Origin of the sequence: Streptomyces sp. NBC_00096, from assembly GCF_045041305.1 — a bacterium.
Classification (GTDB): Bacteria; Actinomycetota; Actinomycetes; order Streptomycetales; family Streptomycetaceae; genus Streptomyces.
In genome coordinates, this window is record NZ_CP108221.1 from 6,539,542 (window position 1) to 6,562,763 (window position 23,222).

Genomic DNA, 23,222 nt, shown 5'->3' on the forward strand with positions numbered 1-23,222 from the left:
GCTGCCCGCCTGCCCGCCCGACCGCCTGCACCGTCCAGCCGTACGGAGTCCCGCCCCATGACCGAAGCCCCCGCGCCCGGCGAACACCCCCGATCCTCCGGCCCGGGCCCTGCTCCGGGCTCTGCTCCGGGCTCGGGCTCGGGCCCGGGCTCTCCCCTGAGCTCCGACCCGGGCTCGGGCCCGGGCTCTGCCCTGAGCTCCGACCCGGGCCCGGGGCCCGAGGGGGGCTCCGGGCCCGGCCCGGTTCCCGGCCCCGCCCGTGGGCCCGGTGCCGTGCCGGACGCCGGCCCCGTGCAGGCCGCTGTCCCCGTGCAGGCCGCCGCATCCGTGCAGGACCCGGCCCCCGCACCGGGCGCGGGGGCCGGGTGGAAGGGGTGGGGGGCCGTGGGCGCCGTGGCGCTCGGGATCTTCTGCCTCATCACCTCCGAGTTGCTGCCCGTCGGGCTGCTCACCCCCGTGGGCGCCGATCTCGGGGTGTCCGACGGGACCGCCGGGCTGATGGTGACCGTGCCCGGACTGGTCGCGGGGGTCTGCGCGCCGCTCGTCACCGTCGGCGCGGGCCGGCTCGACCGGCGGTGGGTCCTGGTCGGGCTGATCGCGCTGATGGCCGCCGCCAACCTCGTCGCCGCCGTCGCCCCGGGCTTCGGCGTCGTCCTGGCGGCCCGGCTGCTCGTCGGGGTCAGCGTCGGCGGCTTCTGGGCGATAGCCGGCGGGCTCGCCGTACGCCTCGTCCCCGAACGCCACGTCGGCCGGGCCACCGCGCTCGTCTTCGGAGGAGTCCCCACCGCCTCGGTGCTCGGCGTCCCCGCCGGGACCCTGCTCGGTGAACTGGGCGGCTGGCGCTTCGCCTTCGCCGCCGTGGGCGGGCTCGGCGTCCTGACCCTGGCGGCACTGCTCCTGCTGCTGCCCCCGCTGCCGCCGACCCGGACCATCACCTTCGCCCAACTCCCCTCCCTGCTCCGGCGCAACCGCGGGGTCCGGGCCGGAGTGGCCGTCACCTTCCTCGTGGTGACGGGCCAGTTCGCCGCGTACACGTTCGTCCGGCCGATCCTGCGGGACGTGTCCGGCGTAGACGCCCGCTTCGTGAGCACCCTCCTCCTGGGGTACGGAGTCGCGGGCGTGGCGGGCAACTTCCTGGCCGGAGCGCGCGACCCGCGCCGTACGCTGCTCACGGTCGGCGCCGCCCTCGCCGTGATCCTCGGGCTGATCGCCACGGTGCCGGGAGCGGTCGCCGGGACGGTGCTGCTGCTGGCCTGGGGGTTCGTGTACGGCGGGGTCTCGGTCAGTCTCCAGAGCTGGATGATCAAGGCCGCGCCGGAGGAGGCGGAGGCCGCCTCCTCGCTGATGGTCGCGATGTTCAACCTGGCCATCGCCGCGGGCGCGTTGTCCGGGGGCCTCGCGGTCGACGGGATCTCGGTGCCCGCCGCCCCGCTGGCCGGAGCGGTGCTGATGGCGCTCGCGGCCGTCACGGTCCGGGTCACCTCGACCTCGCGCCGGGCGGAGCGCGCCGAGCGGTTGGCTGCTGGTGCTGGTGCTGGCGCCGGTGCCGCTGCCTGGGTCAGTGCCGGTGTCAGCGACGGCTCTCGTGCCGGTACCGACCCCGGCGCCGAAGGCGCAGACCCCGGCGCCCGCGAATCCTCCCCGGCCAACTGATCGGCGTGGCAGAGGCATGGGTCCCGGCTCGGTGCTTCACGCGAACTCCGCGCACGCACACCGGGCGGATGCGGCGGATCGGACATCCGGCTTGACCTGGGGCATCCCAGGGGGAAAGAGTGCGCCGGTCGAGCACCACCGTCCGGACCGGCACCCGCGCCGTCCGGACGGCAAGCGCCACCGCATGAGCCGCACTTCGGAGATATCCCACATGTCCATATCCGCCCGCTCTTCGCTCGCCTCGGCCGCGATAGGCGGTTCCGTCGCAGTCACCGCCGTCGGCGCCCCAGTCCTCGTCGCGGCACCCGCCCCCGCCGCACCCGCCGTGCCGAAGTCCGGCACGCCGGGCGGCTCCGGTACCCCCGCCCCGTCCGGCAGCGCCCCCGCGACGCCGCCGGTGGGCACCGCCGGGACCTCCGGAACGGGAGGTTCGGTCGGCGGGTTCGCCCTGACCGGCGCGGGCACGGCCGTACCGCCGGCGAACGGTGGTGCCGGTGTACTCGCCGTCGGCGCGGGCATGGCCGTGGTCGCCCGGCGGCGAAGGGCCTGACCGGCCGGGCAGGGGCCGGCCGGCGCACCGCCGGGCAGGCGCCCCGTACCCGCCGGGAGACAACCATGTCCCCTGACCCCGTTGAGAGCCGCGGCATCGTCCCCGACGAAGACCGCCTGCTCGTGCGCCCCTACGTCGCCTCCCCGGCCCCCTCGTCCGGCCCGGCCCCGCTGCCCGAGCCGTCCGGACCGTCGTTCCGTCCGTCCGCCCCGTCCGCCCCGTCCGCCCCGTCCGCCCCGTCCCACCGGTCCGGCCCCTTCGGTCCGGTCGATCCGCCCCGGCCCCCGGGACCCGCCTGGCCGCAGGACACCACGCCGGTCTTCGCACCGGCACGCTTCACCCCGCCCACGGAGGGAAACCTCTCCCCACCGGCGGGTCCTGCCGCCGCGCCCCGGTCCGCCGCCTCCGCCGCCGACCGGGGCGGGCGGAGCGGCAGCCGGCTGGCGCTCGCCGCCCTCACCCTGCTCGGGCTCACGGCCGCGGGCGTTCTCGCGCTGCTGCTGCGCGGCCCCGACCGGGAGCCGCCGCGGGCGGTGGTGCCGCCGGGCCTGTCCGTACCGATGCTCCCGGCGCGCAGTCCCGGGGCCGGTGAGGAGCCGTCCCCGGCCGGGGAGTCCGCGGGCCCGGCCGACACCGGGGCACCGTCCACGGCGGCCCCGACCACCCCGGGTACGCCGCCGAGCGCCGGCCGGGACCCGAAGCCGCCGGGTCCGACGGGCGCGCAGCCGACGCCCGGCGGATCCGGGACGCTGCGTCCGGGGGACAGCGGGGCCGGGGTGCGCACCCTCCAGGAACGGCTCTACGCGCAGGGGTTCACGTACGTCTCCGTCACCGGGGTCTACGACGAACAGACCCGGCGCGGTGTCCTCCAGCTCCAGCAGAACCGGAGCATCAAGGGCGATCCGCCGGGCATCTACGGTCCGGCCACCCGGGCGGCCTTCGGGAGCGGCGGCTGAGACCCCGCTCAGCGCCCGCCGGCGACGCGCAGGATGGTCCCGGTCGTATAGGCGGAGTCCGGGGACAGCAGCCAGGCGATGGCCGCCGCCACCTCCCCGGGCTGCCCGGCGCGCCCGAGCGGGATCTCTGCCGCCGCGAGCGCGGGACGGTCCGGATCGCCCATGGCGGCGTGCATGTCGGTGTCGATGATGCCGGGTGCCACGGCGTTGACCCGGATCCCGTCCGGGCCGAGCTCCTTGGAGAGGCCCAGGGTCAGGGTGTCGGTGGCGGCCTTGGTCGCGGCGTAGTGGACGTAGCGGCCGGGACTGCCGAGGGTGGCGGCCGCGGAGGAGACGTTGACGATCGCCCCGCCGCCCGATCCGGCCATGTCCCGGGCGGCCCGGCGGCAGCAGAGCAGGTACCCGAAGAGGTTCACGTCCAGCACGCGGCGCAGGTCCTCGATCCGGATGTCGGCGAGCCGGCCGGGGGTGCCGGTCACCCCGGCGTTGTTGACCAGGCCGGTGACCGCGCCGAACTCGGCTGCGGCGATGTCGAAGAGCCGGTCCACGCCGCACTCCTCGGACGTGTCGCCGCGCACGGTCACGCACCGGGCGCCGGCGGCCCGTACCCGCTCGGCGGTGGCCTCGGCGGCCGCGTCGTCGTGGAGGTAGCCGAGCACGATGTCGTGCCCGTCGGTCGCGAGCCGGACGCACGTGGCGGCGCCGATACCGCGGCTGCCCCCGGTGACGACGGTGACCATGCGACCTGACATGTGGACCTCCTGTGTGACGCAGTACCCCCCAACCTTGGCGCGGGGAAGGCGCGGGCGTCGCAGGCTAACACTGCGATATGCGCTGGACCAGCGGAAATGGCTGCCTGCAGAGTGGCTGCCGACGATCCTGACCGCCGCCACCACTTCCGAGGAGTGCTCCATGTCGACCCTGCGGGTCACCGCCGAAGAGCTCGTCGTCCATCCCCACCCGAACGCCGACGCGTTGGAGCTGGCGCAGGTCGGCCTCTACCGGGCGGTCGTGGCGAAAGGCGCGTACCGCACCGGCGACTTCGCCCTCTACATACCCGAACAAGCCGTGCTGCCAGCCGCGTTGATCGATGAGCTCGGGCTGACCGGCCGCCTCGCCGGCGGGGACGCGAACCGGGTCAAGGCCGTCCGGCTGCGCGGGGAACTCTCCCAGGGTCTGGTCTGCCGGCCGGCCGCGCTGGCCGGCACGGACCTCGAGCGGGCGGCGAAGGAGGGTACGGACTTCACCGAGTTCCTCGGCATCGTCAAGTGGGCCCCGCCCATCCCGACGACCATGAGCGGGGACGTGGAGGCCGCCTCCGAGCTGCTTCCGTGGGTGGACGTCGAGAACCTCCAGCGCTACCCCGGCATCTTCGAGCCCGGCGAGCCGGTCGTCCTCACCGAGAAACTGCACGGCACCGCCTGCCTGTTGACCTACGTCGCCGAGGACGACCGGGTGCTGGTCTCCTCCAAGGGCTTCGGCTCCCGGGGGCTGGCCCTGCGGGAGGACGAGCGCAACCTCTACTGGCGGGCGGTACGCGGCCACGGCGTGCCCGGGGTCGCGGCCGGGCTGGCGGCGCGGCTCGGAGCGACCCGGGTCGGGATCTTCGCCGAGGTGTACGGCAAGGGAGTCCAGGACCTGGCGTACGGGACCGACGTCCGCACGGCCGACGGGCCCCCGGGGTACGCCGTCTTCGACGTCTCCGCCGAGATCGACGGACAGGTGCGGTGGCTGGACCCGGCGGAAGTCTTCGCGGACGGCGAACTCCCGGTGGTTCCCCGGCTGTTCGCGGGACCGTACGGTCTCGACACGGTTCTGGAATGGGCGAGCGGCCGGGAGACCGTCTCCGGCCGGGGCCTGCACCTGCGCGAGGGCGTCGTCATCCGCCCGGCGGCGGAGCGCTACAGCCCCGTGGTCGGCGGACGGGCCATCGCGAAGGCGGTCAGCCCGGCGTACCTGACGCGCAAGGGCGGTACGGAGTACGAGTGAGGGGGCGCGGGCGCGGCGGCCGTGCCGGGCGGGACGCGGTCCCGCCCGGCACGGCCTTCCGGGTAACCTGCCCGGATGCCCGGAACCGGCCTGCTTTCCCGCGCCCTCGACGTCCCCGCGGACCCGCCCCTGCGCCCCCTTCCGGAGGTCGTGGCCGGACTGCTGCGCGAGCTCGCCGCGCCGCCCCGGCTGGCGGCGCACCTGCGGCTGGTGCACGACGTGGCGTGCGAACTGGTCGACTGGTTCGCCGAGTTCCGACCCGGGCTGACCCTAGGCCGTCTCTTTCGGATCTTGTCGGGCCCGCGACGCCTGGCACCGCGCCTGGCCGCACTGCCGGGGCAACCGAGTACGTCCAGTACACGGGCGCCCCGGCAGCACGGCCAGCCACGGCACCAGACGCCGCAGGCTCGACCGACAAGATCCGAAAGAGACGGACTAGGTGTATTGCCTCGGGAGGTTGTGGACGGGTGATGGAGGTCTCGGCTGAGGCGTCTTGAACGGGTGAGGGCCTTCCGGGTTCGGTGTGGATTGCGACGTCTACACCGAACGACAGAAGGCCCTCATGCCCCACCGTAATGCACCCCTGACCGAGACCGGACGCCTGCGCCTTGCCCGCTGCGTGGTCGTAGACGGCTGGACCTACCGCCGTGCAGGCGAGCGCTTCCAGGTCTCGCCGACGACGGCCCAGCGGTGGGCCGACCGCTACCGAGATCACGGCGAAGCGGGCATGAGTGACCACTCCTCGCGCCCGCGTCACAGCCCGCGCCGGACCCCGACCCGCACCGAACGCCGGATCATCAAAGTCCGCGTCCTGCGCCGGTGGGGACCGGCCCGCATCGCCCACCTGCTGGGTTTGGTGCCCTCAACCGTGCACCGCGTCCTGACCCGCTACAAGCTGGCCCGCCTGAGCCATCTGGACCGGGCCACCGGCCGTGTCATACGACGCTACGAACGCGACAAGCCCGGCGAACTCGTCCACGTGGACATCAAGAAGCTCGGCAACATCCCCGACGGCGGCGGCCACAAGACCCTCGGCCGCCAGGCCGGCCGCAGGAAGCGGCCCCGCCTGGGCTACAGCTACATCCACACCGCCGTCGACGACCACTCCCGCCTCGCCTACAGCGAGATCCTCACCGACGAGAAGAAAGAAACCGCCACCGCCTTCTGGCAGCGGGCGCACGCCTACTTCACGAGCGTCGGGATCACCGTCGAGCGGGTCCTGACCGACAACGGCTCCTGCTACAAATCCCACCTCTGGCGGGACGCACTGGCGGCAGCGGGGATCACCCACAAGCGAACCCGGCCCTACCGGCCACAAACCAACGGCAAGGTCGAACGCCTCAACCGCACCCTCGCCGAGGAATGGGCCTACGCCCGCCCCTACCAGTCAGAACAGGAACGCCGCGACGCGTTCCCGAAGTGGCTGCACACCTACAATCACCACCGCGGACACACCGCACTCGCAGGCAAACCACCCGCCAGCCGCGTCCCCAACCTCACAGGGCAATACACCTAGACCGCGAGGCCGTGCTGTTCGGCGCGGCCACGCACGACATCGGCAAGGCGGTGCACACCGCAGAGCTCTCCGGGCCCGGCTCCGCCCACGAGCAGGCCGGCCGCGAGCTGCTCCTCGCGCACGGGTTCACCCCGGCGCGGGCCCGCTTCGCCGCCACCCATGCCAGCTGGTCGGCGCCCGCGGTGAGCATCGAGGAACTGCTGGTCAGCGCCGCCGACAAGGTGTGGAAGGGCAAGCGGGTCACCGACCTGGAGGACCTGCTGATCGACCGTCTCGTGCGGGCGTCACCGCCGGGCACCGAGCGCTGGGAGGCGTACCTCGAACTGGACGGGCTGCTCGCCCGGATCGCGGAGGGCGCGGAGGCGCGCCTGGCCTTCCAGGCCGCCTACCCGGTCCACGGCTGACCGCCGGCGCCCAGGGCCCGGGCGCGGGCCGATGCCGGCAGGCCCGGGCCCCCCGGATCAGGTGGAGGTCTTCCACTCCAGGGGATGCCGCTGGATGGAGGTCAGCAGCGTGCCGAACAGCTCCTCGTCGAAGAGCACGCCGGAGGAACTCTCCGGTATCCGCTTGCCGTTGACGACCACCGTCGGGGTGCCCGGTCCGACAGGGCCGTCTGCGGCCTCGTACGCGGCCTCGGAGGCGGTGACGAAGCCCTCGTACTTCATCGTCGCGACGGCACGGTCGAACTCCGCGCCGCGCAGCCCCTCCACCTTGTCGGCGAGCGCCAGCAGGGATTCGGTGGTGAAGCCGCCCCCGGCCTCGATCTCGGCCTGGTGCTGGAACAGCACCCGGTGGAGCTCGGCGAACCTGCCCGCGTCCAGGGCCGCCCGCAGGGCGTTGACCGCCCGCTTGGACCCGTCGCCGCCCATCCGTTCGTCGCGGAACGAGGCGAGGGTGTACTCCGTCTTCACCTCGCGCCGGACCGTCATCGTGCGGAGCGCCGACGCACCGCCGGTGAGCTCGAACTCTTCGACCACCGGGCAGCGCGGATCCTCGTACACCCGCACCGTGGTCAGCGCGCCCGGGTCACCGACCAGGATGGTCGTGCCGTCGTCGGCCAGGCTCTCCGGAGCCTGCTCGATCGCCGCGTACGACGGGACCTCGGCCCGCGCGGCGTACGCGGGATCGCGTACGCCACAGCCGGTCAGGGCCGGTACCAGCACACTCGCGGCCACGACCGTGGCCACTCGGGCGGCAGTCTTCACTCGCATTCATCCCCCTCGTCTTGATCGACTGGACTGTAGGGACTTCCGGCGCGGGTCGCACGTCAATTCGAAGCGGGGGTCGGATCCGGGCCGCCCGTGCCGGGCCGTTGACAGCCGATCCGGTACGCCGGGATCATCTGGGAGAGCGCTCTCCCAGATGATCTGCACGGTTGGTGCGTAAGGGGTGGACATGCACGACGGTGGCGTGGAACGACTGGCGGACAATCTGGATCCCGCGCAGCAGGTACGGCTGCTGACCGGGGCCGACACCTGGCGGACCCATCCCGAACCGGACGTGGGGCTGCGGGAGATGGTCTTCTCCGACGGGCCGGCCGGGGTGCGGGGGCCCGGCTGGGACGAGCGGCACACCTCGGCGCTGCTGCCCTCGCCGACCGCGCTCGGGGCGCTCTGGGACGAGGACAGGGTCGGCAGGCTCGGGGCGCTGCTCGGCGAGGAGGCCCGCCGAAAGGGAGTGGACGTCCTCCTCGCACCCACGCTCAACCTGCACCGCAGCCCGCTCGCGGGGCGCCACTTCGAGTGCTTCTCGGAAGACCCGCTGCTCGCGGGCCGTACGGGCGCGGCGCTCATCCGCGGCGTCCAGTCCCGGGGGGTGGCCGCGACCGCGAAGCACTACGTGGCCAACGACTCCGAGACGCAGCGGCTGACCCTCGACGTGCGGCTCGGCGAACGGGTGCTGCGCGAGCTCTACCTCGCGCCCTTCGAGGCCGCGGTCCAGGCCGGGGTGTGGCTGGTCATGTCGGCGTACAACAAGGTCAACGGGACGACCATGAGCGAGAGTTCCCTGCTCGCGGAGCCCCTGAAGGGGGAGTGGGGCTTCGACGGGGTGGTCGTCTCCGACTGGGGCGGCGTGCGCTCCACCGTGGCCTCGGCCGTCGCCGCGCAGGACCTGGCGATGCCCGGACCCGGCGGGACGTGGGGCGAGTCGCTGGTGGGGGCGGTACGGAGCGGGCGGGTCCCGGCGGACGCGGTGGCGGACAAGGTGCGCAGGCTGCTCCGCCTGGCCGCCCGAGTCGGCGCCCTCACCCCCACCGACCCCGCACCCACCCCGACGCCCACCACCGACACCATCGCGGCCCTGACGACCCCGGCCCTGACCGCCCCGGCCTCAGCCGCCTCGGGCACGGTCGGCGAAGCGGTGGCGACGGCGGGGGTGTCGACCGCGGGTGTGGCGAGGGCGGGTGTGGCGGCCGCGGGTCCGGCGACCGCGGGTCCGGCGACCGCGGGTCCGGCGACCGCGGGTCCGGCGACCGCGGGTGTGGCGAGGGCGGGTGTGGCGACGTCGGGTCCGGTCACGGCGGCCCCAGCGACCGCGGGTGTGGCGACCGCGGGTCCGGCGACCGCGGGTCCGGCGACCACGGGTGTGGCGACGGCGGGTCCGGTGAACGCGGGTCCGGTGAACGCGGGTCCGGCGACCCGGGGTCCGGCGAGCGCGGGGCCGGGTCCGGTCGTCCCCGGTCCCGGCGGTGTCGGGCCGGTCCGGGTGGGTGGCACCGGGGAGGGGGTCACCGCCGTGACCACGGCCCCCGTGTCCGGCGACGCCGTCCGGCGGGAGCTGCGTGAAGCGGCCGCCGCGAGCTTCGTGCTGCTGGAGAACCGGGGTGTCCTGCCCCTGGCGGGGGACGCGCTGAGCCGGGTCGCCGTCATCGGGGTGCACGCGGACGACCCCCGCCTCCAGGGCGGCGGCAGCTCCGAGGTGTTCCCGCAGCGGGCGGTCAGCCCGCTCGAGGGGCTGCGGGACGCACTGCCGCCGCACGTCCGGGTCGTCCACGAGCCCGGCCCCGCGTCCGAGGGCAGTGGCGGGCAGGCCGCGCTGGGCGCACGGCACGCCCGTGACCCGGAGAGCGGCGCCCCCGGCGTACGGCTGCGCGTGCTCGACGCCGCCGGAGCCGTGCTGTACTCCGCCCACCAGCCTTCCGGCCGGGTACTGGAACCCGCCCTTCCGCCGGGCGCCCGCACCGTCGAGCTCGCCGCCGTGCTCCACCCCGATACGACCGGACCCTGGATCCTCGGGCTCGGCGGCTTCGGCGCACTCCGGCTCGCCGTCGACGGAACGACCGTGCTGAGCGGCGAGTTCCCGCCCCGGACCGAGGACCCGGCCGTCATCCACGTCCGCCCGCCCCAGCAGACGGCCCGCGTCCCCCTCACCGCCGGCCGGCCCGTCCACGTCGTCGCCGGGCGCGAGCTCGCCCCCGGCACCGGCCGGGCGACCGTCCTCACCGCCGCCCCGCCCGTCCCCGACCCGGCCGAGGCCCTCGCCGCCGCCACGGCCGCCGCCCGGGCCGCCGACGCGGTGATCGTGGTCGTCGGCACCACCGAGGGCGGCGAGTCCGAGGGCTTCGACCGGGTGTCGCTCCGACTGCCCGCGCCACAGGACGAGTTGGTGGCGGAGATCGCCCGCGCGAACCCCCGTACCGTGGTCGTCGTCAACTCCGGTGCCCCCGTGGAACTGCCCTGGCGCGAGGCGGCCGGAGCCGTCCTCCTCACCTGGTTCCCCGGACAGGAGGCCGGGCACGCCCTCGCCGACGTCCTCCTCGGCGCCGCCGAGCCCGGCGGACGGCTCCCCACCACCTGGCCCGCCACCCTCGACGACGCCCCCGTGCGCACCACGCACCCCACCCGCGGCCGGCTCCCCTACGAGGAGGGCCTGCACATCGGCCACCGCGCCTGGCTGCGCGCGGCCGCCGACGGCTCGACGGCGGCGGCTCCCGCCTACTGGTTCGGCCACGGACTCGGCTACACCACCTGGGAGTTCGAGCGGATCGGCGCCCCCGCTCCGGCCCCCGGCGGTTACGAGGTCCCCGTCACCCTCCGCAACACCGGCACCCGCGGCGGCCGTGAAGTGGTCCAGCTCCACCTGTCCCGCCCGGACTCGGCGGTCGAGCGCCCGGTGCGCTGGCTCGCGGGCTGGGCGGCGGCGCGGGCGGAGCCGGGGGAGCGGGTGACGGTGTACGTACGGATCCCCGCGCGGGCCCTGCAGCACTGGTCCCCGCGGGCGGCGGGCTGGCGGACGGAGCCGGGCCGGTTCGCCGTGCTGGCCGGCCGCACCGCGGGCGACCTGCCGCTCAGGGGGGCGATCGAGGTCTGAGCCGGGCGGCTACAGTGCCGCCATGGACGCAGCGAACACCGCCGCCGGGACGGCGCCGACCCTGGAGGACGTGGCGCGCGCCGCCGGGGTGTCCCGCGCCACGGTGTCCCGGGTGGTGAACGGGGTGCGCAACGTGGACCCCGTCATCCAGCAGGCGGTCCAGCGGGCCGTCGCCGAAACCGGGTACGTGCCGAACCGGGCGGCCCGTTCCCTGGTCACCCGGCGGTCCGGCGCGGTGGCGCTGGTGGTGTCGGGCGCGGGCGCGGATGCCGACCGGGTCTTCCAGGACCCCTTCTTCGGGCGGGTGGTGAGCGGCGTCGTACGGGCGCTGCGCCCGCGCGGGGTGCATCCGGTGCTGCTGTTCGCCGACGGGCAGGCGGACCGCGCGCAGGTGCTCGCGCACCTCGCCCAGGGCGGCGCGGACGGCGCGCTGCTCGTGACCACCGACGGGCGTGACCCGCTGCCCGGAATGATCGCGGCCGCCGGCCTGCCCGCGGTGCTCTTCGCGCGTCCGGCTCCCGGGGTCCCGCTGGACTGGGTCGACCTGCGGCACCGCGAGGGCGGGGCGTTGGCCGCGCGCCACCTCCTGGCCCGGGGCTGCCGGCGGCTCGTAGCGATCGGCGGTCCGGCGGACGTGCCGGCGAGCCGGGAACGGGTGGAGGGCTTCCGGGAGGCGCTGTCCGCCAGCGCGGTGCGGGTGGCCGAGGCGGACTTCACCCTGGACGGCGGCGAGCAGGCGATGCGCGTGGTGCTGGCCGAACGGCCCGACCTGGACGGGGTGTTCGCGGCGAACGACCTCATGGCCCAAGGAGCCTGCCTGGTGCTGCGCGAACACGGCCGCCGGATCCCGGACGACGTCGCGGTGGTCGGCTTCGACGACTCCGGCGCGGCGGTGGCGTCCAGGCCCCGGCTGACGACGGTCCGCCAGCCGGTGGAGGACATGGCGGCGGAGATGGTCCGCCTCCTGCTGGACCGGGTGGAGGGAGCGGCCGCGGCCGATCCGGCGGCGGTGCTGTTCGATCCGGAGCTGGTGGTGCGCGATTCGGCCTGACGGCCGCCGCGCACGCGGGCAACCAACCCGGTGGAGTACCGCACCGACGACAAGGGCAACTGCAAGGTCTGCTGGGCATGGCCCCCGGTCAGCCGGTCAGCCGGTCAGCCGGTCAGCCGGCCGGGGCGGCCGCCGGTCCGCCCGCCGGCGCCTTGCCGCGGGTCTTCAGGGAGGTCTGCCAGCCCGGGGCCTCCGCCGGAGGCCCCGGCGGGGTGCGGCGGCCGCCCGTGGCGAAGAAGGCGGCCAGGGGAAGGGTTGCCGCGCCCACCGTGACGGCGTCCGGGCCCAGTGAGCCCATGTCGATGGTGACCCGGGCGGCCGGGTGGCGCAGGGAGTAGCGCGTCGCGTGTTCCCGTACCGCCGGCAGGATGTGGGCGCCGAGCATCAGGCCGGCCCAGCCGCCGATCAGGATCCGCTCCGGCTGGAACAGGTTGATCACGTCCGACAGGCCGGCGCCCAGGTACTCCGCCGTCTCGTCGAGCACCTCCAGGGCCACCGCGTCGCCGGAGACCGCCGCCGCCAGCAGCGCGGCCAGGGCGTCCTCCTCGTCCTTCTCGTCCCCCCCGACCGCGCCCGCGCCGCCGCCCCGCTCCGCCCACCGGGCCAGCAGCGACTCCGCGCCCGTGTAGGCCTCCAGGCAGCCCAGCGCCCCGCACCGGCAGCGCCGCCCCCGGACCTGGACCGTGAGGTGGCCCCACTCCAGCGGGGCGCCTTCGGTGGCGCCGCCGTCCGGGGAGCCGTCGGTGATCAGGCTCGCGCCGACGCCGGAGCCGAAGAGCACGACCACCGCGTCGCGCGCCCCGCGCCCCGCGCCGAACCACATCTCCGCCTGGCCGAGCGTGCGCGCCCCGTTGTCGATGATGTACGGGACCTCGGGCGGGACGGCCCCGGTCTCGCGCAGCAGCGCCTCCAGCGGGACCGCGTCCCAGCCGATGGTCTGCCCGTGGACCACGGTGCCGCCCGGCGCGTCGCGGTCCACGATGCCGGGTACGCCGATCCCGACCCCGAGGAGGCGCTCCGTGCCGACCCCGGCCTCCGCGAGGACGGTGGCGATCCCGGTCCGTACGTGGTCGACGATCGGGCCGACGTCGTAGCAGCCGCGCGGCTGCAACGGGAGTTCGGTGCGGGCCAGTTCCGTGAGCGTGAGGTCGAACAGCTCGACCCTGACCCGGGTTTCGCCGACGTCGATGCCGATCATGTGCGCGCTTCCGGGTGCGACGCGCAGCAGCGTACGCGGGCGGCCGCCGTCGGAGTCGACGATTCCGGCCTCCTCCAGCAGTCCGTCCGCGACGAGTTCACCGACGACGTTGCTGACGGATCCCGAGCTCAGGCCGGTCGCGGGGCCCAGTTCCTGCCGGCTCATGGGCCCGCCGAAGTACAACCGCTGCAGTACGGCACTGCGGTTGCCCCTTCGCAGGTCCCGCACCGTACGTCCACTGCGCCCCGTGGTCATGTGGCTCCGTAAGTTGTTAGGCGGCCCGAGAGGGCCGGGTGTGGCTGATGAGGCTCTGCCTTCAGTGGCTTCGAAGGAGTGGCCGCCCGGCTCTCTTGGGCGCCCTGGCTGCTGATTGAGATGTGCGCTTCGGTCGCTGATTACGGAGATGACAGCGGGGTGTCCCTCGGGCCGACGGCAAGCCGTGTGGAACGAGGAGGGGTAGATGAACGAGCGACGAGCCCGGCTCTGGGCCGGCATCGACGCGGGCAAGGGACACCACTGGGCGGCAGTGGTCGACGAATCCGGCACCACCCTGTGGTCGAAGAAGATCGACAACGACGAGGCGGCGATCCTGACCGCACTCGGGGAGATCCTCGACCTGGCCGACGAGGTCCGCTGGGCGGTGGACATCTCCGGAACGTCCTCCGCGCTGCTGCTGGCGTTGCTCGCCGCGCACGGCCAGCAGGCCGTCTACGTGCCCGGACGGACCGTCAACCGCATGTCCGGTGCCTACCGGGGCGAGGCCAAGACCGACGCCCGGGACGCCTACGTCATCGCCGAGACAGCCCGTCAGCGGCGGGACTTCGCCGTGATTGACGTGCCTGCCCAGCTGGCAGCCGACCTCGCACTGCTGACGGCGCATCGCTCGGACCTGGTGGCCGACCGGGTTCGGATGATCAACCGGCTCCGTGACGTGCTGACCGGCATCTTCCCCTCGTTGGAACGTGGTTTCGACTACAGCAACCACAGGGGTGCACTGGTGCTGCTGACCGGCTTCCAGACCCCGGCCGCCCTGCGTCGGCGTGGGCAGACCAGGCTCACGGCATGGCTGGCCAAACGCGGCGTCCGTAACGCCGATACCGTCGCAACCACCGCTCTGGAGGCGGCCGGAGCCCAGTACACAGTGCTGCCCGGCGAGGACGTTGCAGGACAGATCACCGCCGACCTGGCCGGGCAGATCCTGGCGCTGGACGATCGCCTCAAGCGCGTCGACAAGCAGATCCGCGAGACGTTCCGTACCCATCCGCAGGCCGGGATCATCGAGTCGATGCCCGGCATAGGCCCGATACTCGGCGCCGAGCTGGTCGTCGCCGCGGGAGACCTGACCGCCTACGCGGACGCCGGTCACCTCGCGTCGGCGGCCGGGCTGGTACCGGTTCCCCGGGATTCCGGCCGCCGGACGGGCAACTTGCACCGGCCCAAGCGCTACAGCCGCCGTCTGCGACGGGTGTTCTACATGTCCGCGCAGACCAGCATCATCTGCGATGGCCCGAACCGGGACTTCTACCTCAAGAAGCGCGGCGAGGGCTGCAAGCACGTCCAAGCCGTCATCGCCCTGGCCCGCCGCAGAGCGAGCGTGCTGTGGGCGCTGCTGCGTGATGGAAGGGAGTTCACCTCCGCTCCGCCGGTCACGCAGACGGCTTGACTTCGTCATTGAGACTCCTTCCGCCCTGACATCGATCGCAACATACCCTTGCGAGACCCCTTGACGCGACCCTTTCACGAGGCTTAACTCACGTCCTAAATTAAGGCCTGGAAAGAGCGGAGCCGTCGAGTACCCGGTTGGGGCCGGATGCTCGCACCGTCCACCGGCCTTTCTCCTTCACCCCTGCCGAAAGGGACCGAGCCGCCATGCGCAGAACCCGCGCCGCCGCCGTCACCGCCGTCACCGTCTCCATGCTCGCAGCCGCCACCGCCTGCGGAGGGGGTTCCGCGACCGAAGGGGGCTCCAACAAGTCTCCCAAGGAGATCACCTACTGGGCGTCCAACCAGGGCCCGGACATCGCGGCGGACCAGGCGACCCTCGGCCCGGAGCTGAAGAAGTTCGAGGAGCAGACCGGCATCAAGGTGAAGCTCGAGGTGGTCCCGTGGGCGGACCTGCTCAACCGGATCCTCGCCGCGACCGCCTCCGGGCAGGGTCCGGACGTCCTGAACATCGGCAACACCTGGTCCTCCTCCCTGCAGGCCACCGGGGCCCTGCTGCCCTGGGACGCGAAGAACTTCGACGCGATCGGCGGCAAGGACCGCTTCGTGGACTCGGCCATCGGCTCGGCCGGCGCCGCGGGCAAGGACCCGGCCGCCGTCCCGCTCTACTCGATGTCCTACGCGCTCTACTACAACAAGAAGATGTTCCAGGAGGCGGGCGTAGAGAAGCCCCCGGCCACCTGGGACGAGATGGTCACCATCGGCCAGAAGCTGTCCAAGGACGGCAAATGGGCGCTGGGCGCCGAGGGCGCGAACCTGTCCAACAACATCCACCAGGCCTTCGTCTTCTCACAGCAGCACGGCGCGTCCTTCTTCGACGCGAGCGGCAAGCCCACCTTCGACACCGCGGCCAACGTCGACGCCGTCAAGCAGTACGTCGACCTGATGGCGAAGGACAAGATCATCGCCCCGGGCAACGCCGAGTACGACAAGAACCAGTCCCTCCAGGACTTCTCCAACGGCAAGACCGCCATGGTCCTGTGGCAGAGCGCGGCCAGCAGCTTCAAGGCCCACGGCATGAAGGAGGGCGACTGGGGCGTGGCCCCCGTCCCGGTCCCGGCCGGCGGCACCCCCGGCACCGGCAAGAACACCAACTCCATGGTCGCCGGCATCAACATGGCCGTCTTCAAGAACACCGACAACATCGACGGCTCCCTGAAGTTCGTGAAGTTCATGACCAGCGACGAGGAGCAGAAGCTCCTCAACAAGACCTACGGCTCCATCCCGCCCGTCAAGGCCGCCCAGACGGACCCCGCCTTCGCCAACGAGGACCTCACGGTGCTCCGCAACACCCTCTCCACCAGCGCCGCCCCGCTCCCGCAGGTCCCCGAGGAGTCGCAGTTCGAGACCGCCGTCGGCACCGCCGTCAAGGAGCTCTTCGCCGACGCCGCGGCCGGCCGTCCGGTGACCACCGAGTCGGTCAAGGCGAAGCTCACCAAGGCCCAGCAGCAGATGCAGAAGTGAGTATCCGTCCATGACTTCCGCCACGGCGGGAAGGGTGCGGCGTACCACTGCCCGCGTACGCCGCACCGGGCGCCTGCGCCGCGCCGCCCTGCCCTACCTCCTGCTCCTGCCCGCCCTGCTCTTCGAACTGCTCATCCACCTCGTGCCGATGGTGATGGGCATCGTGATGAGCTTCCGGAAGCTGACCCAGTTCTTCATCCGGGACTGGTCCAGCGCCCCCTGGTCGGGCTTCGACAACTACAGCCTCGCCGTGGACATCGACAAGCCCGTCGGCGAGGCGCTGCTCAACTCCTTCTTCACCACCTGTCTGTTCACGCTGCTGTCGGTGGCCCTGTGCTGGTTCCTCGGCACCGCCACCGCCGTGTTCATGCAGGAGACCTTCCGCGGCCGCGGACTCCTGCGCGGCCTGTTCCTGATCCCCTACGCGCTGCCCGGCTACGCGGCCGTCATCACCTGGGCGTTCATGTTCCAGCGGGACAACGGCCTGGTGAACCACGTCATCCACGACCAGCTGGGCCTCGGCGGCGCACAGCACACCTTCTGGTTGCTGGGCGACAACAGCTTCTGGGCCCTGCTGACCGTGTCCGTCTGGAAGGGCTGGCCGTTCGCCTTCCTCATCGTGATGGCCGCGCTCCAGAACATCCCCAAGGACCTCTACGAGGCGGCCGCGCTGGACGGGGCCGGCATCTGGCAGCAGATCCGCCGGATCACGCTGCCCTCGGTCGGCGCCGTCAACCAGGTACTGATCCTGGTGCTGTTCCTGTGGACCTTCAACGACTTCAACACGCCGTTCGTGCTGTTCGGCAAATCGGCCCCGGTGGCGGCCGACCTCATCTCCATCCACATCTACCAGTCCAGCTTCGTCACCTGGAACTTCGGCACCGGCTCGGCCATGTCCGTCCTGCTGCTGCTCTTCCTGCTGCTGGTCACCGCCGCCTACCTGTTCGTCACGACGCGGGGACGGAGGGAAGCCGATGCCTGACCACAGCCGCCGCCCCCGTACGAAGTCCCCGCTCGACCCGCCGGTGTCGTTCAAGGTCATCCGCGCGGTCTTCCTCACCCTGCTGGCCGGCTTCGTCGCGCTGCCCGTCTACGTGATGGTCGCCAGCTCGCTCAAACCCCTCAAGGACGTGGCCGGGCAGTTCCGCTGGATACCCAGCGGGCTCACCGTCCGCCCCTACATCGACATCTGGCACACCGTTCCGCTCGCGAAGTACTTCGTGAACTCCCTGATCGTGGCGGGGGCCGCGACGGCCTGCTCCGTCGTCATCGCCGTCTTCGCGGCCTACGCCGTCAGCCGCTACCGCTTCCGCGGCAAGCGCCTGTTCACGGTGACCGTGCTCTCCACCCAGATGTTCCCCGGGATCCTCTTCCTGCTCCCGCTGTTCCTGATCTTCGTGAACATCGGCAACACCACCGGGATCGCGCTGTACGGATCGCGGGGCGGGCTGATCCTCACCTACCTCACCTTCTCCCTCCCCTTCTCCATCTGGATGCTCATCGGGTACTTCGACTCGGTACCCCGCGACCTCGACGAGGCCGCCACGGTGGACGGCTGCGGTCCCCTCGGCGCGCTCTTCCGCGTCGTGATCCCGGCCGCCGTACCCGGCATCGTCGCCGTGGCCGTCTACGCGTTCATGACCGCCTGGGGCGAAGTGCTCTTCGCCTCCGTCATGACGAACGACGCCACCCGGACCCTCGCCGTCGGCCTGCAGGGCTACTCCACGCAGAACGACGTGTACTGGAACCAGATCATGGCCGCCTCGCTCGTCGTCAGCATCCCCGTCGTCGCCGGATTCCTGCTGCTGCAGAGGTACTTGGTGGCCGGACTCACGGCAGGAGCCGTCAAATGACCCTTTCCGAAACCCGTTTCGAAACCGCCCGCGACTCGATCGACCTCGCCGCGCTCCCGCGCGACTTCGTCTGGGGCACCGCCACCTCCGCCTACCAGATCGAGGGCGCCGTGGCCGAGGACGGCCGCGCCCCCTCGATCTGGGACACCTTCACCCGCGTCCCCGGCGCCATCGACGGCGGGCACACCGGCGACACCGCCTGCGACCACTACCACCGCTGGCGCGAGGACATCGACCTGATGCGCGGGCTGGGCACCAACGCCTACCGGCTCTCCGTCGCCTGGCCGCGCGTGGTGCCCGGCGGCGACGGCCCGGTCAACGCCAAGGGCCTGGACTTCTACGACCGGTTGATCGACGGTCTGCTCGCCGCCGGCATCGAACCCTCCGTCACCCTCTACCACTGGGACCTGCCGCAGGCCCTCCAGGACCGGGGCGGCTGGCCCGAGCGGGCCACCGCCGACCACTTCGCCGCGTACGCGGGCGTCGTCGCGGAACGCCTCGGCGACCGCGTCACCCAGTGGGCGACCCTCAACGAGCCGCTCTGCTCGGCATGGATCGGCCACCTGGAGGGCAAGATGGCCCCCGGCTGGACCGACCTCACCGCCGCCGTCCGCGCCTCCTACCACCTGCTGCTCGGCCACGGCCTGGCCGCGCAGGCCATCCGTGCCGCAGCACCCGGCGCGCAGATCGGCATCGTCAACAACCTCTCCACCGTCGAGCCCGCCACCGACAGCGACTCCGACCGCGCCGCCGCCCGCCGGATGGACGGCCACGTCAACCGCTGGTGGCTCGACCCGGTCCACGGCCGCGGCTTTCCCGCCGACATGCGGGAGGTGTACGGAGTCGACCTCCCCGAGCAGCCCGGCGACCTCGAAACCATCGCCGCCCCGCTGGACTGGATCGGCCTCAACTACTACTTCCCGCAGGTGGTCACCGCCGACCCGCACGGCCCCGCCCCCTACGCCCGGATGATCGACCGCCCGGACGTCCCGCGCACGGGCATGGACTGGGAGGTCGACGCCGACGGCCTGGAGGCCCTGATCATGCGGCTGACCGGGGAGTACGGGGCCCGGCGCATCCTCATCACCGAGAACGGCTCCTCGTACCCCGACACCGTCGCCCCCGACGGCAGCGTCCACGACCCCGAGCGCACCGCGTACCTGACGGCCCACCTGGCCGCCTGCGCCCGCGCGGCCCGCCGCGGCGCACCACTGGCCGGCTACTACGCCTGGTCCCTCCTCGACAACTTCGAATGGGCCTACGGCTTCGACAAGCGCTTCGGGCTGGTCCACGTGGACTACGACACCCAGGTGCGCACGGTCAAGAGCAGCGGACGCCACTACGCGGACGTGATCGCCGCCCACCGCGAGCTCTAGGCACCGCCTCCCGCCTCCCTCCCGCGCTCCGCCTCCCCGCCGGTCCGCTCCGCCGCGCCGCGCCCGCCCGTCCTCCCCGGGCGGGCGCGGCCTTTCGTGGTGGGATGGAGAAGGGGCAGACACCGGACACCACCGGTTCACGGAGAGGCGAGGGCGATGTCCGAACACGCAGAGGGCACCATGCGGGCGATGACGTACGGGACGTACGGCGGGACGGAGGTGCTCTCCGAGACCCGGGTCCCCGTGCCCAAGGTCGGCCCCGGCGAGGTCCTCGTGCGGGTCCGGTACGCCTCCGTCAACCCCGTCGACTGGAAGATCATGGCGGGCGGACTCGACGGGCTCATGGACGTCGTGTACCCGGTCGTGCCCGGCTGGGACGTGGCCGGGACCGTGGAGTACGCCGGCATCGACACCCCCGAGTTCACGGCCGGCGACGAGGTCATGGCCTACGCCCGCAAGGACTACGTGCACGGGGGCACCTTCGCCGAGTTCGTCACCGTGCCCGTACGGGCCCTCGCGCCCAAGCCCGTATCCCTGAGCTGGGAGCAGGCCGCGGGACTGCCCCTGGCCGGCCTCACCGCGTACCAGCTGCTGACGCGCCTGGACACGGGCAAGGACGACACCGTCCTCGTGCACGGCGCCGCGGGCGGCGTCGGCTCCCTCGGCGTCCAGATCGCCCGCGCCCTCGGAGCCCGGGTCATCGGCACCGCCTCCGCGCGCAACCACGACCGGCTGCGCGAGCTCGGCTGCGAACCCGTCGAGTACGGGGACGGACTCGCGGACCGGGTCCGCGCCCTGGCTCCCGACGGGGTCACCGTCGTCGCCGACTTCGTCGGGGGAGTCCTGGACACCACCCTGGAAGTACTGGCCGAAGGCGGCCGGCACGCGTCCATCGCCGACCACACCGTGCTCGGCGCCGGGGGCCAGTGGATGTGGGTCCGCCCCGTCGGAGCCGACCTCGCCGAGCTCGGCGGTCTGGCCGACGCCGGAAAACTCACCGTCACGGTCGCCGAGACCTTCCCGCTGTCCGACCTGGCGGCCGCCTTCGAGCTCAGCCAGGCCGGACACACGGCGGGCAAGATCGTCGTCGAGCTCTGACCGAGCCCGCCGCTGTCGTTCGAAGATCCACATCTGTGAGACTGTCCGTCGTGAGATCACATCAGACCGCCAGGCTCGTCGGAGCCCTCTTCGGACTCGTCTTCATAGTGGCCAACGCCGGCGCCCTGCCCGCAGGCGTCGGCGTCCCGCTGCGCGGCCTCGCGATCGCCGCGGTCCTCGTGCTCTTCTTCGGGATCCGCAGGCTGCGCGGGGTCGCGGCCGAGGGTGACGCCGCAGACCTCCCGGGAGACGCCGGGGATGCGGGGGCGGACACCGCGCCGCGCCGCTTCGGGCGCGGCTACCGCCTCGTCGTGGCTGCCGAGGTGGTGGCCGGGCTGGGCGGCCTCCTCGCCCTCAACCCGGTCCTGCACGTCCCCGACGCCAGCGTCCCGTGGATCGCCCTGGTCGTCGGCGCGCACTTCTTCGGCCTCGCCGCCGTCTGGTCGATGCCCTCGCTGAACCGGCTGGCCGCGGCCCTGTCCCTCTGCGGCGCCCTCGGCCTGGTCATGGCCGCCGCCGGCCTCGGCCTGCCCGTCATCGCGGCCGTCTCGGGCATCACCCCCGGCGTCCTGCTGATGGGCTCGGTCTGGTGGAGCCTGCGCGCCGTCCCGGGCGCGCATTCCGTCCCCGCCCACCAGACGTGACCGCGCGCCGCCCGGGTCAGGTTCGGGCGGCGCGCGGAGCGTGCGGAGCGTCGGGCCGGGGATCAGGCGTAGACGCCGAAGTGGAACAGGGAGTAGCCGTAACCGGTGCCCCGCTGGGTCAGGGCGAGGCGCACGTACCGGCCCGACGCCGAGACGTCGAAGTCGTCGATGCCGCCGTCGCCGGTCGAAGTGGCGTACGCGGTCCGCCAGTTCTGGCCGTCGTCGGACACCTGGATGGTGTACGCCTTCCCGTACGCCGTCTCCCACACCAGCTGTGCGTGCTTCAGCTGCTTCACCGATCCCAGGTCGACCTGGAGCCACTGGGCGTCAGACCACGTGCTGGCCCAGCGGGTGGTGTCGTTGCCGTCCGTGGCCAACTGCGGACCGCAGGGGCAGCCGCCGTACCCGTCGTTCTGGTAGGTGGAGGCGGTCGTCGGCCGGTTCAGGGCCACGTTCGTACCCGACACCGGCGGCGGTACCACCTTCACCGAGCGCTGCTCGACACCCACGTTGCCCCGGCCGTCCTTCACCTTGACGTAGAGCTTCCACGCGCCGGTCTTCGCCGGGGCCGTGACCTTGAGCGTGCCGTTGCCCAGGTTCGTCGACGGGACGGAGATCAGCCCGTTGTCCCCGTCCACGTACTTGCTGCCCCAGAGGACCTCGTACGCGAGCTGGTCGCCCTCGGGGTCGGTCGCGGGAGCCTGGATCGTCACCTCCTTGCCGGCCGGGACGGCGCCCGGGTCGGGGACGGACGGAACGGAGACGGTCGGCGGCAGGTTGTCACCGGCCGTGCCGCCCCCGTACGCGCGCTTGACCGCGTAGTACATCTTGCGGCGCTCGCCCGCCGGGGTCAGGTTGAACCAGTGCCCGCCGAAGTCGTACTCGGTGCCGTAATGGAAGACCGTCGCGCCCAGTGCCACCCCCCGGTGGCCCGTGACGCAGTTCCAGGCGTTGGTGTAGCCGTCCGCCTTGGCCTGGTCTCCGGGCTCCAGCGGGACGCCGTTCGCATCGTTCGGCACCTCCCACTCACCCGCCGGCCCCGTCTCCGTGATGATGTAGGGCTTGGTGTAACCACCCTGCTCCCAGGCCTGCTTGACCCCGCAGACCTCCTTGTAGGAGTTGACCGCGTAGAGGTCCAGGTCGGGCGAGTTGCGCTTGTAGTACGTCCAGGCGCCCACCCACGCGTCGGTGGAGGTGACCGGGTGGTTGGCGTCGATGCGGTGGATGGCCTTCGCCACGTCGTTGACGAACGTCGTGTACGCGTTGCGCTGGTTCTCCAGCTCCGCGCCGCCGTAGCAGTTCTGCAGGCCGAGCACCGACTCGTTGCCGACGTTCCACATCAGCACGGCCGGGTTGTCGCGGTAGGTCTGCACCCACTTGGTGAACTCGGTCAGCATGTTGTTCTTGTACGTCGTGTCCGTGACGTAGTTCGTGCAGCCGCCGCTGCCCGGACCGCCGCCGGGCTGGAGCCAGAAACCGGCCACCACCTTGATGTTGTTCGCGGCGGCGGCGTCGAACAGCTGGGCGCTGCTCCCGTCGGTGCCCCAGGTGCGGATGGTGTTGGCGCCCAGCGACTTCACGTCGGGGAGCAGGCGTGCGGCGTCGGCCGGGGAGGGGCCCCAGGTGACGCCTTTGACGAGGTACGGAGAACCGTTCACGGTCAGCTGCCAGTTGCCCTGGGAGCCGGTCACCTTGACCACGCTGCCGGCGGCTTGCGCCGGGCCCGCGGGGACGAGGGTGACGGCGCCCGCGAGCAGGGCGGCGGTGGCGACGGTGCAGCGCATGCGGGAGAGCATGCAGGAACCTCCTTGGGAGGGTGTGGGGGTGCGGATGCGGGTGCG

19 protein-coding genes are annotated in these 23,222 nt (G+C 72.9%); 15 read left to right on the forward strand and 4 right to left on the reverse strand.

All coding sequences use genetic code 11. The features are described 5' to 3' along the window. Positions 1-384: 384 nt before the first annotated feature. From OG904_RS29060 to OG904_RS29070, 3 genes are all read left to right on the forward strand, one after another. Positions 385-1,653: an MFS transporter gene (locus tag OG904_RS29060; RefSeq protein ID WP_405495981.1), complete on the forward strand. Its 1,269-nt coding sequence runs from the start codon at positions 385-387 to the stop codon at positions 1,651-1,653. Between the two features lie 184 nt (positions 1,654-1,837). Beyond that, positions 1,838-2,203, forward strand: a complete 366-nt coding sequence (locus OG904_RS29065; protein ID WP_405495983.1) for a hypothetical protein — start codon at positions 1,838-1,840, stop codon at positions 2,201-2,203. Between the two features lie 65 nt (positions 2,204-2,268). Then, positions 2,269-3,159, forward strand: coding sequence for a peptidoglycan-binding protein (locus tag OG904_RS29070; RefSeq protein WP_405495985.1), 891 nt, complete (start codon positions 2,269-2,271; stop codon positions 3,157-3,159). Positions 3,160-3,167: 8 nt separating this feature from the next. Here OG904_RS29070 and OG904_RS29075 read toward each other — a convergent pair whose 3' ends face one another. Then, entirely contained in the window at positions 3,168-3,911 is a 744-nt protein-coding gene (locus OG904_RS29075) for an SDR family oxidoreductase (protein WP_405495987.1), read from the reverse strand. A 160-nt stretch (positions 3,912-4,071) separates the two neighbouring features. Between OG904_RS29075 and OG904_RS29080 the strand changes: the two genes are divergently transcribed. The 3 genes from OG904_RS29080 to OG904_RS29090 all read left to right on the forward strand — a co-directional run bounded on the left by OG904_RS29080 (position 4,072) and on the right by OG904_RS29090 (position 7,068). Beyond that, a complete protein-coding gene (locus OG904_RS29080) occupies positions 4,072-5,148 on the forward strand; it encodes an RNA ligase (ATP) (RefSeq protein ID WP_405495989.1) in 1,077 nt (358 codons plus the stop codon). A 562-nt stretch (positions 5,149-5,710) separates the two neighbouring features. Next, entirely contained in the window at positions 5,711-6,664 is a 954-nt protein-coding gene (locus OG904_RS29085; RefSeq protein WP_405491034.1) for an IS481 family transposase, read from the forward strand. 11 nt (positions 6,665-6,675) lie between these two features. Next, positions 6,676-7,068 (forward strand): HD domain-containing protein, encoded by a 393-nt coding sequence (locus OG904_RS29090; protein WP_405495991.1) that lies wholly within the window; start codon positions 6,676-6,678, stop codon positions 7,066-7,068. Between the two features lie 57 nt (positions 7,069-7,125). Here OG904_RS29090 and OG904_RS29095 read toward each other — a convergent pair whose 3' ends face one another. Then, the gene (locus tag OG904_RS29095) at positions 7,126-7,875 is read right to left on the reverse strand and encodes a DsbA family protein (RefSeq protein ID WP_405495993.1); all 750 of its coding nucleotides are present in this window, start codon (positions 7,873-7,875) and stop codon (positions 7,126-7,128) included. A gap of 184 nt (positions 7,876-8,059) precedes the next feature. On the opposite strand from OG904_RS29095, the gene OG904_RS29100 reads away from it, so the two are divergent. Both OG904_RS29100 and OG904_RS29105 read left to right on the forward strand, forming a co-directional pair. Further along, positions 8,060-10,975 carry a glycoside hydrolase family 3 C-terminal domain-containing protein gene (locus OG904_RS29100; RefSeq protein WP_405495995.1) on the forward strand — a complete coding sequence of 972 codons (2,916 nt, stop codon included), beginning with the start codon at positions 8,060-8,062 and terminating at the stop codon, positions 10,973-10,975. A 22-nt stretch (positions 10,976-10,997) separates the two neighbouring features. Continuing rightward, positions 10,998-12,026: a LacI family DNA-binding transcriptional regulator gene (locus OG904_RS29105; RefSeq protein WP_405495997.1), complete on the forward strand. Its 1,029-nt coding sequence runs from the start codon at positions 10,998-11,000 to the stop codon at positions 12,024-12,026. A 112-nt stretch (positions 12,027-12,138) separates the two neighbouring features. Here OG904_RS29105 and OG904_RS29110 read toward each other — a convergent pair whose 3' ends face one another. Next, a complete protein-coding gene (locus OG904_RS29110; RefSeq protein WP_405495999.1) occupies positions 12,139-13,479 on the reverse strand; it encodes an ROK family protein in 1,341 nt (446 codons plus the stop codon). 205 nt (positions 13,480-13,684) lie between these two features. Here OG904_RS29110 and OG904_RS29115 point away from each other — a divergent pair, with 205 nt between their 5' ends. The 7 genes from OG904_RS29115 (at position 13,685) to OG904_RS29145 (ending at position 21,381) form a co-directional block, all read left to right on the forward strand. Beyond that, positions 13,685-14,887, forward strand: a complete 1,203-nt coding sequence (locus OG904_RS29115) for an IS110 family transposase (RefSeq protein WP_405496001.1) — start codon at positions 13,685-13,687, stop codon at positions 14,885-14,887. A gap of 206 nt (positions 14,888-15,093) precedes the next feature. Continuing rightward, positions 15,094-16,410 carry an ABC transporter substrate-binding protein gene (locus OG904_RS29120; protein WP_405496003.1) on the forward strand — a complete coding sequence of 439 codons (1,317 nt, stop codon included), beginning with the start codon at positions 15,094-15,096 and terminating at the stop codon, positions 16,408-16,410. A gap of 10 nt (positions 16,411-16,420) precedes the next feature. Continuing rightward, a complete protein-coding gene (locus OG904_RS29125) occupies positions 16,421-17,392 on the forward strand; it encodes a carbohydrate ABC transporter permease (protein ID WP_405496005.1) in 972 nt (323 codons plus the stop codon). Continuing rightward, positions 17,385-18,263, forward strand: a complete 879-nt coding sequence (locus OG904_RS29130; protein WP_405496007.1) for a carbohydrate ABC transporter permease — start codon at positions 17,385-17,387, stop codon at positions 18,261-18,263. Before OG904_RS29125 ends, OG904_RS29130 begins: the two co-directional genes overlap by 8 nt. Further along, a complete protein-coding gene (locus OG904_RS29135) occupies positions 18,260-19,639 on the forward strand; it encodes a GH1 family beta-glucosidase (protein ID WP_405496009.1) in 1,380 nt (459 codons plus the stop codon). The genes OG904_RS29130 and OG904_RS29135 overlap by 4 nt, the downstream gene beginning before the upstream one ends. Before the next feature lie 180 nt (positions 19,640-19,819). Continuing rightward, a complete protein-coding gene (locus OG904_RS29140) occupies positions 19,820-20,737 on the forward strand; it encodes an NADP-dependent oxidoreductase (RefSeq protein WP_405498345.1) in 918 nt (305 codons plus the stop codon). A gap of 50 nt (positions 20,738-20,787) precedes the next feature. Next, positions 20,788-21,381 (forward strand): hypothetical protein, encoded by a 594-nt coding sequence (locus OG904_RS29145; protein ID WP_405496011.1) that lies wholly within the window; start codon positions 20,788-20,790, stop codon positions 21,379-21,381. 62 nt (positions 21,382-21,443) lie between these two features. Here OG904_RS29145 and OG904_RS29150 read toward each other — a convergent pair whose 3' ends face one another. Beyond that, positions 21,444-23,177 carry a discoidin domain-containing protein gene (locus OG904_RS29150; protein ID WP_405496013.1) on the reverse strand — a complete coding sequence of 578 codons (1,734 nt, stop codon included), beginning with the start codon at positions 23,175-23,177 and terminating at the stop codon, positions 21,444-21,446. Between the last annotated feature and the right edge of the window lie 45 nt (positions 23,178-23,222).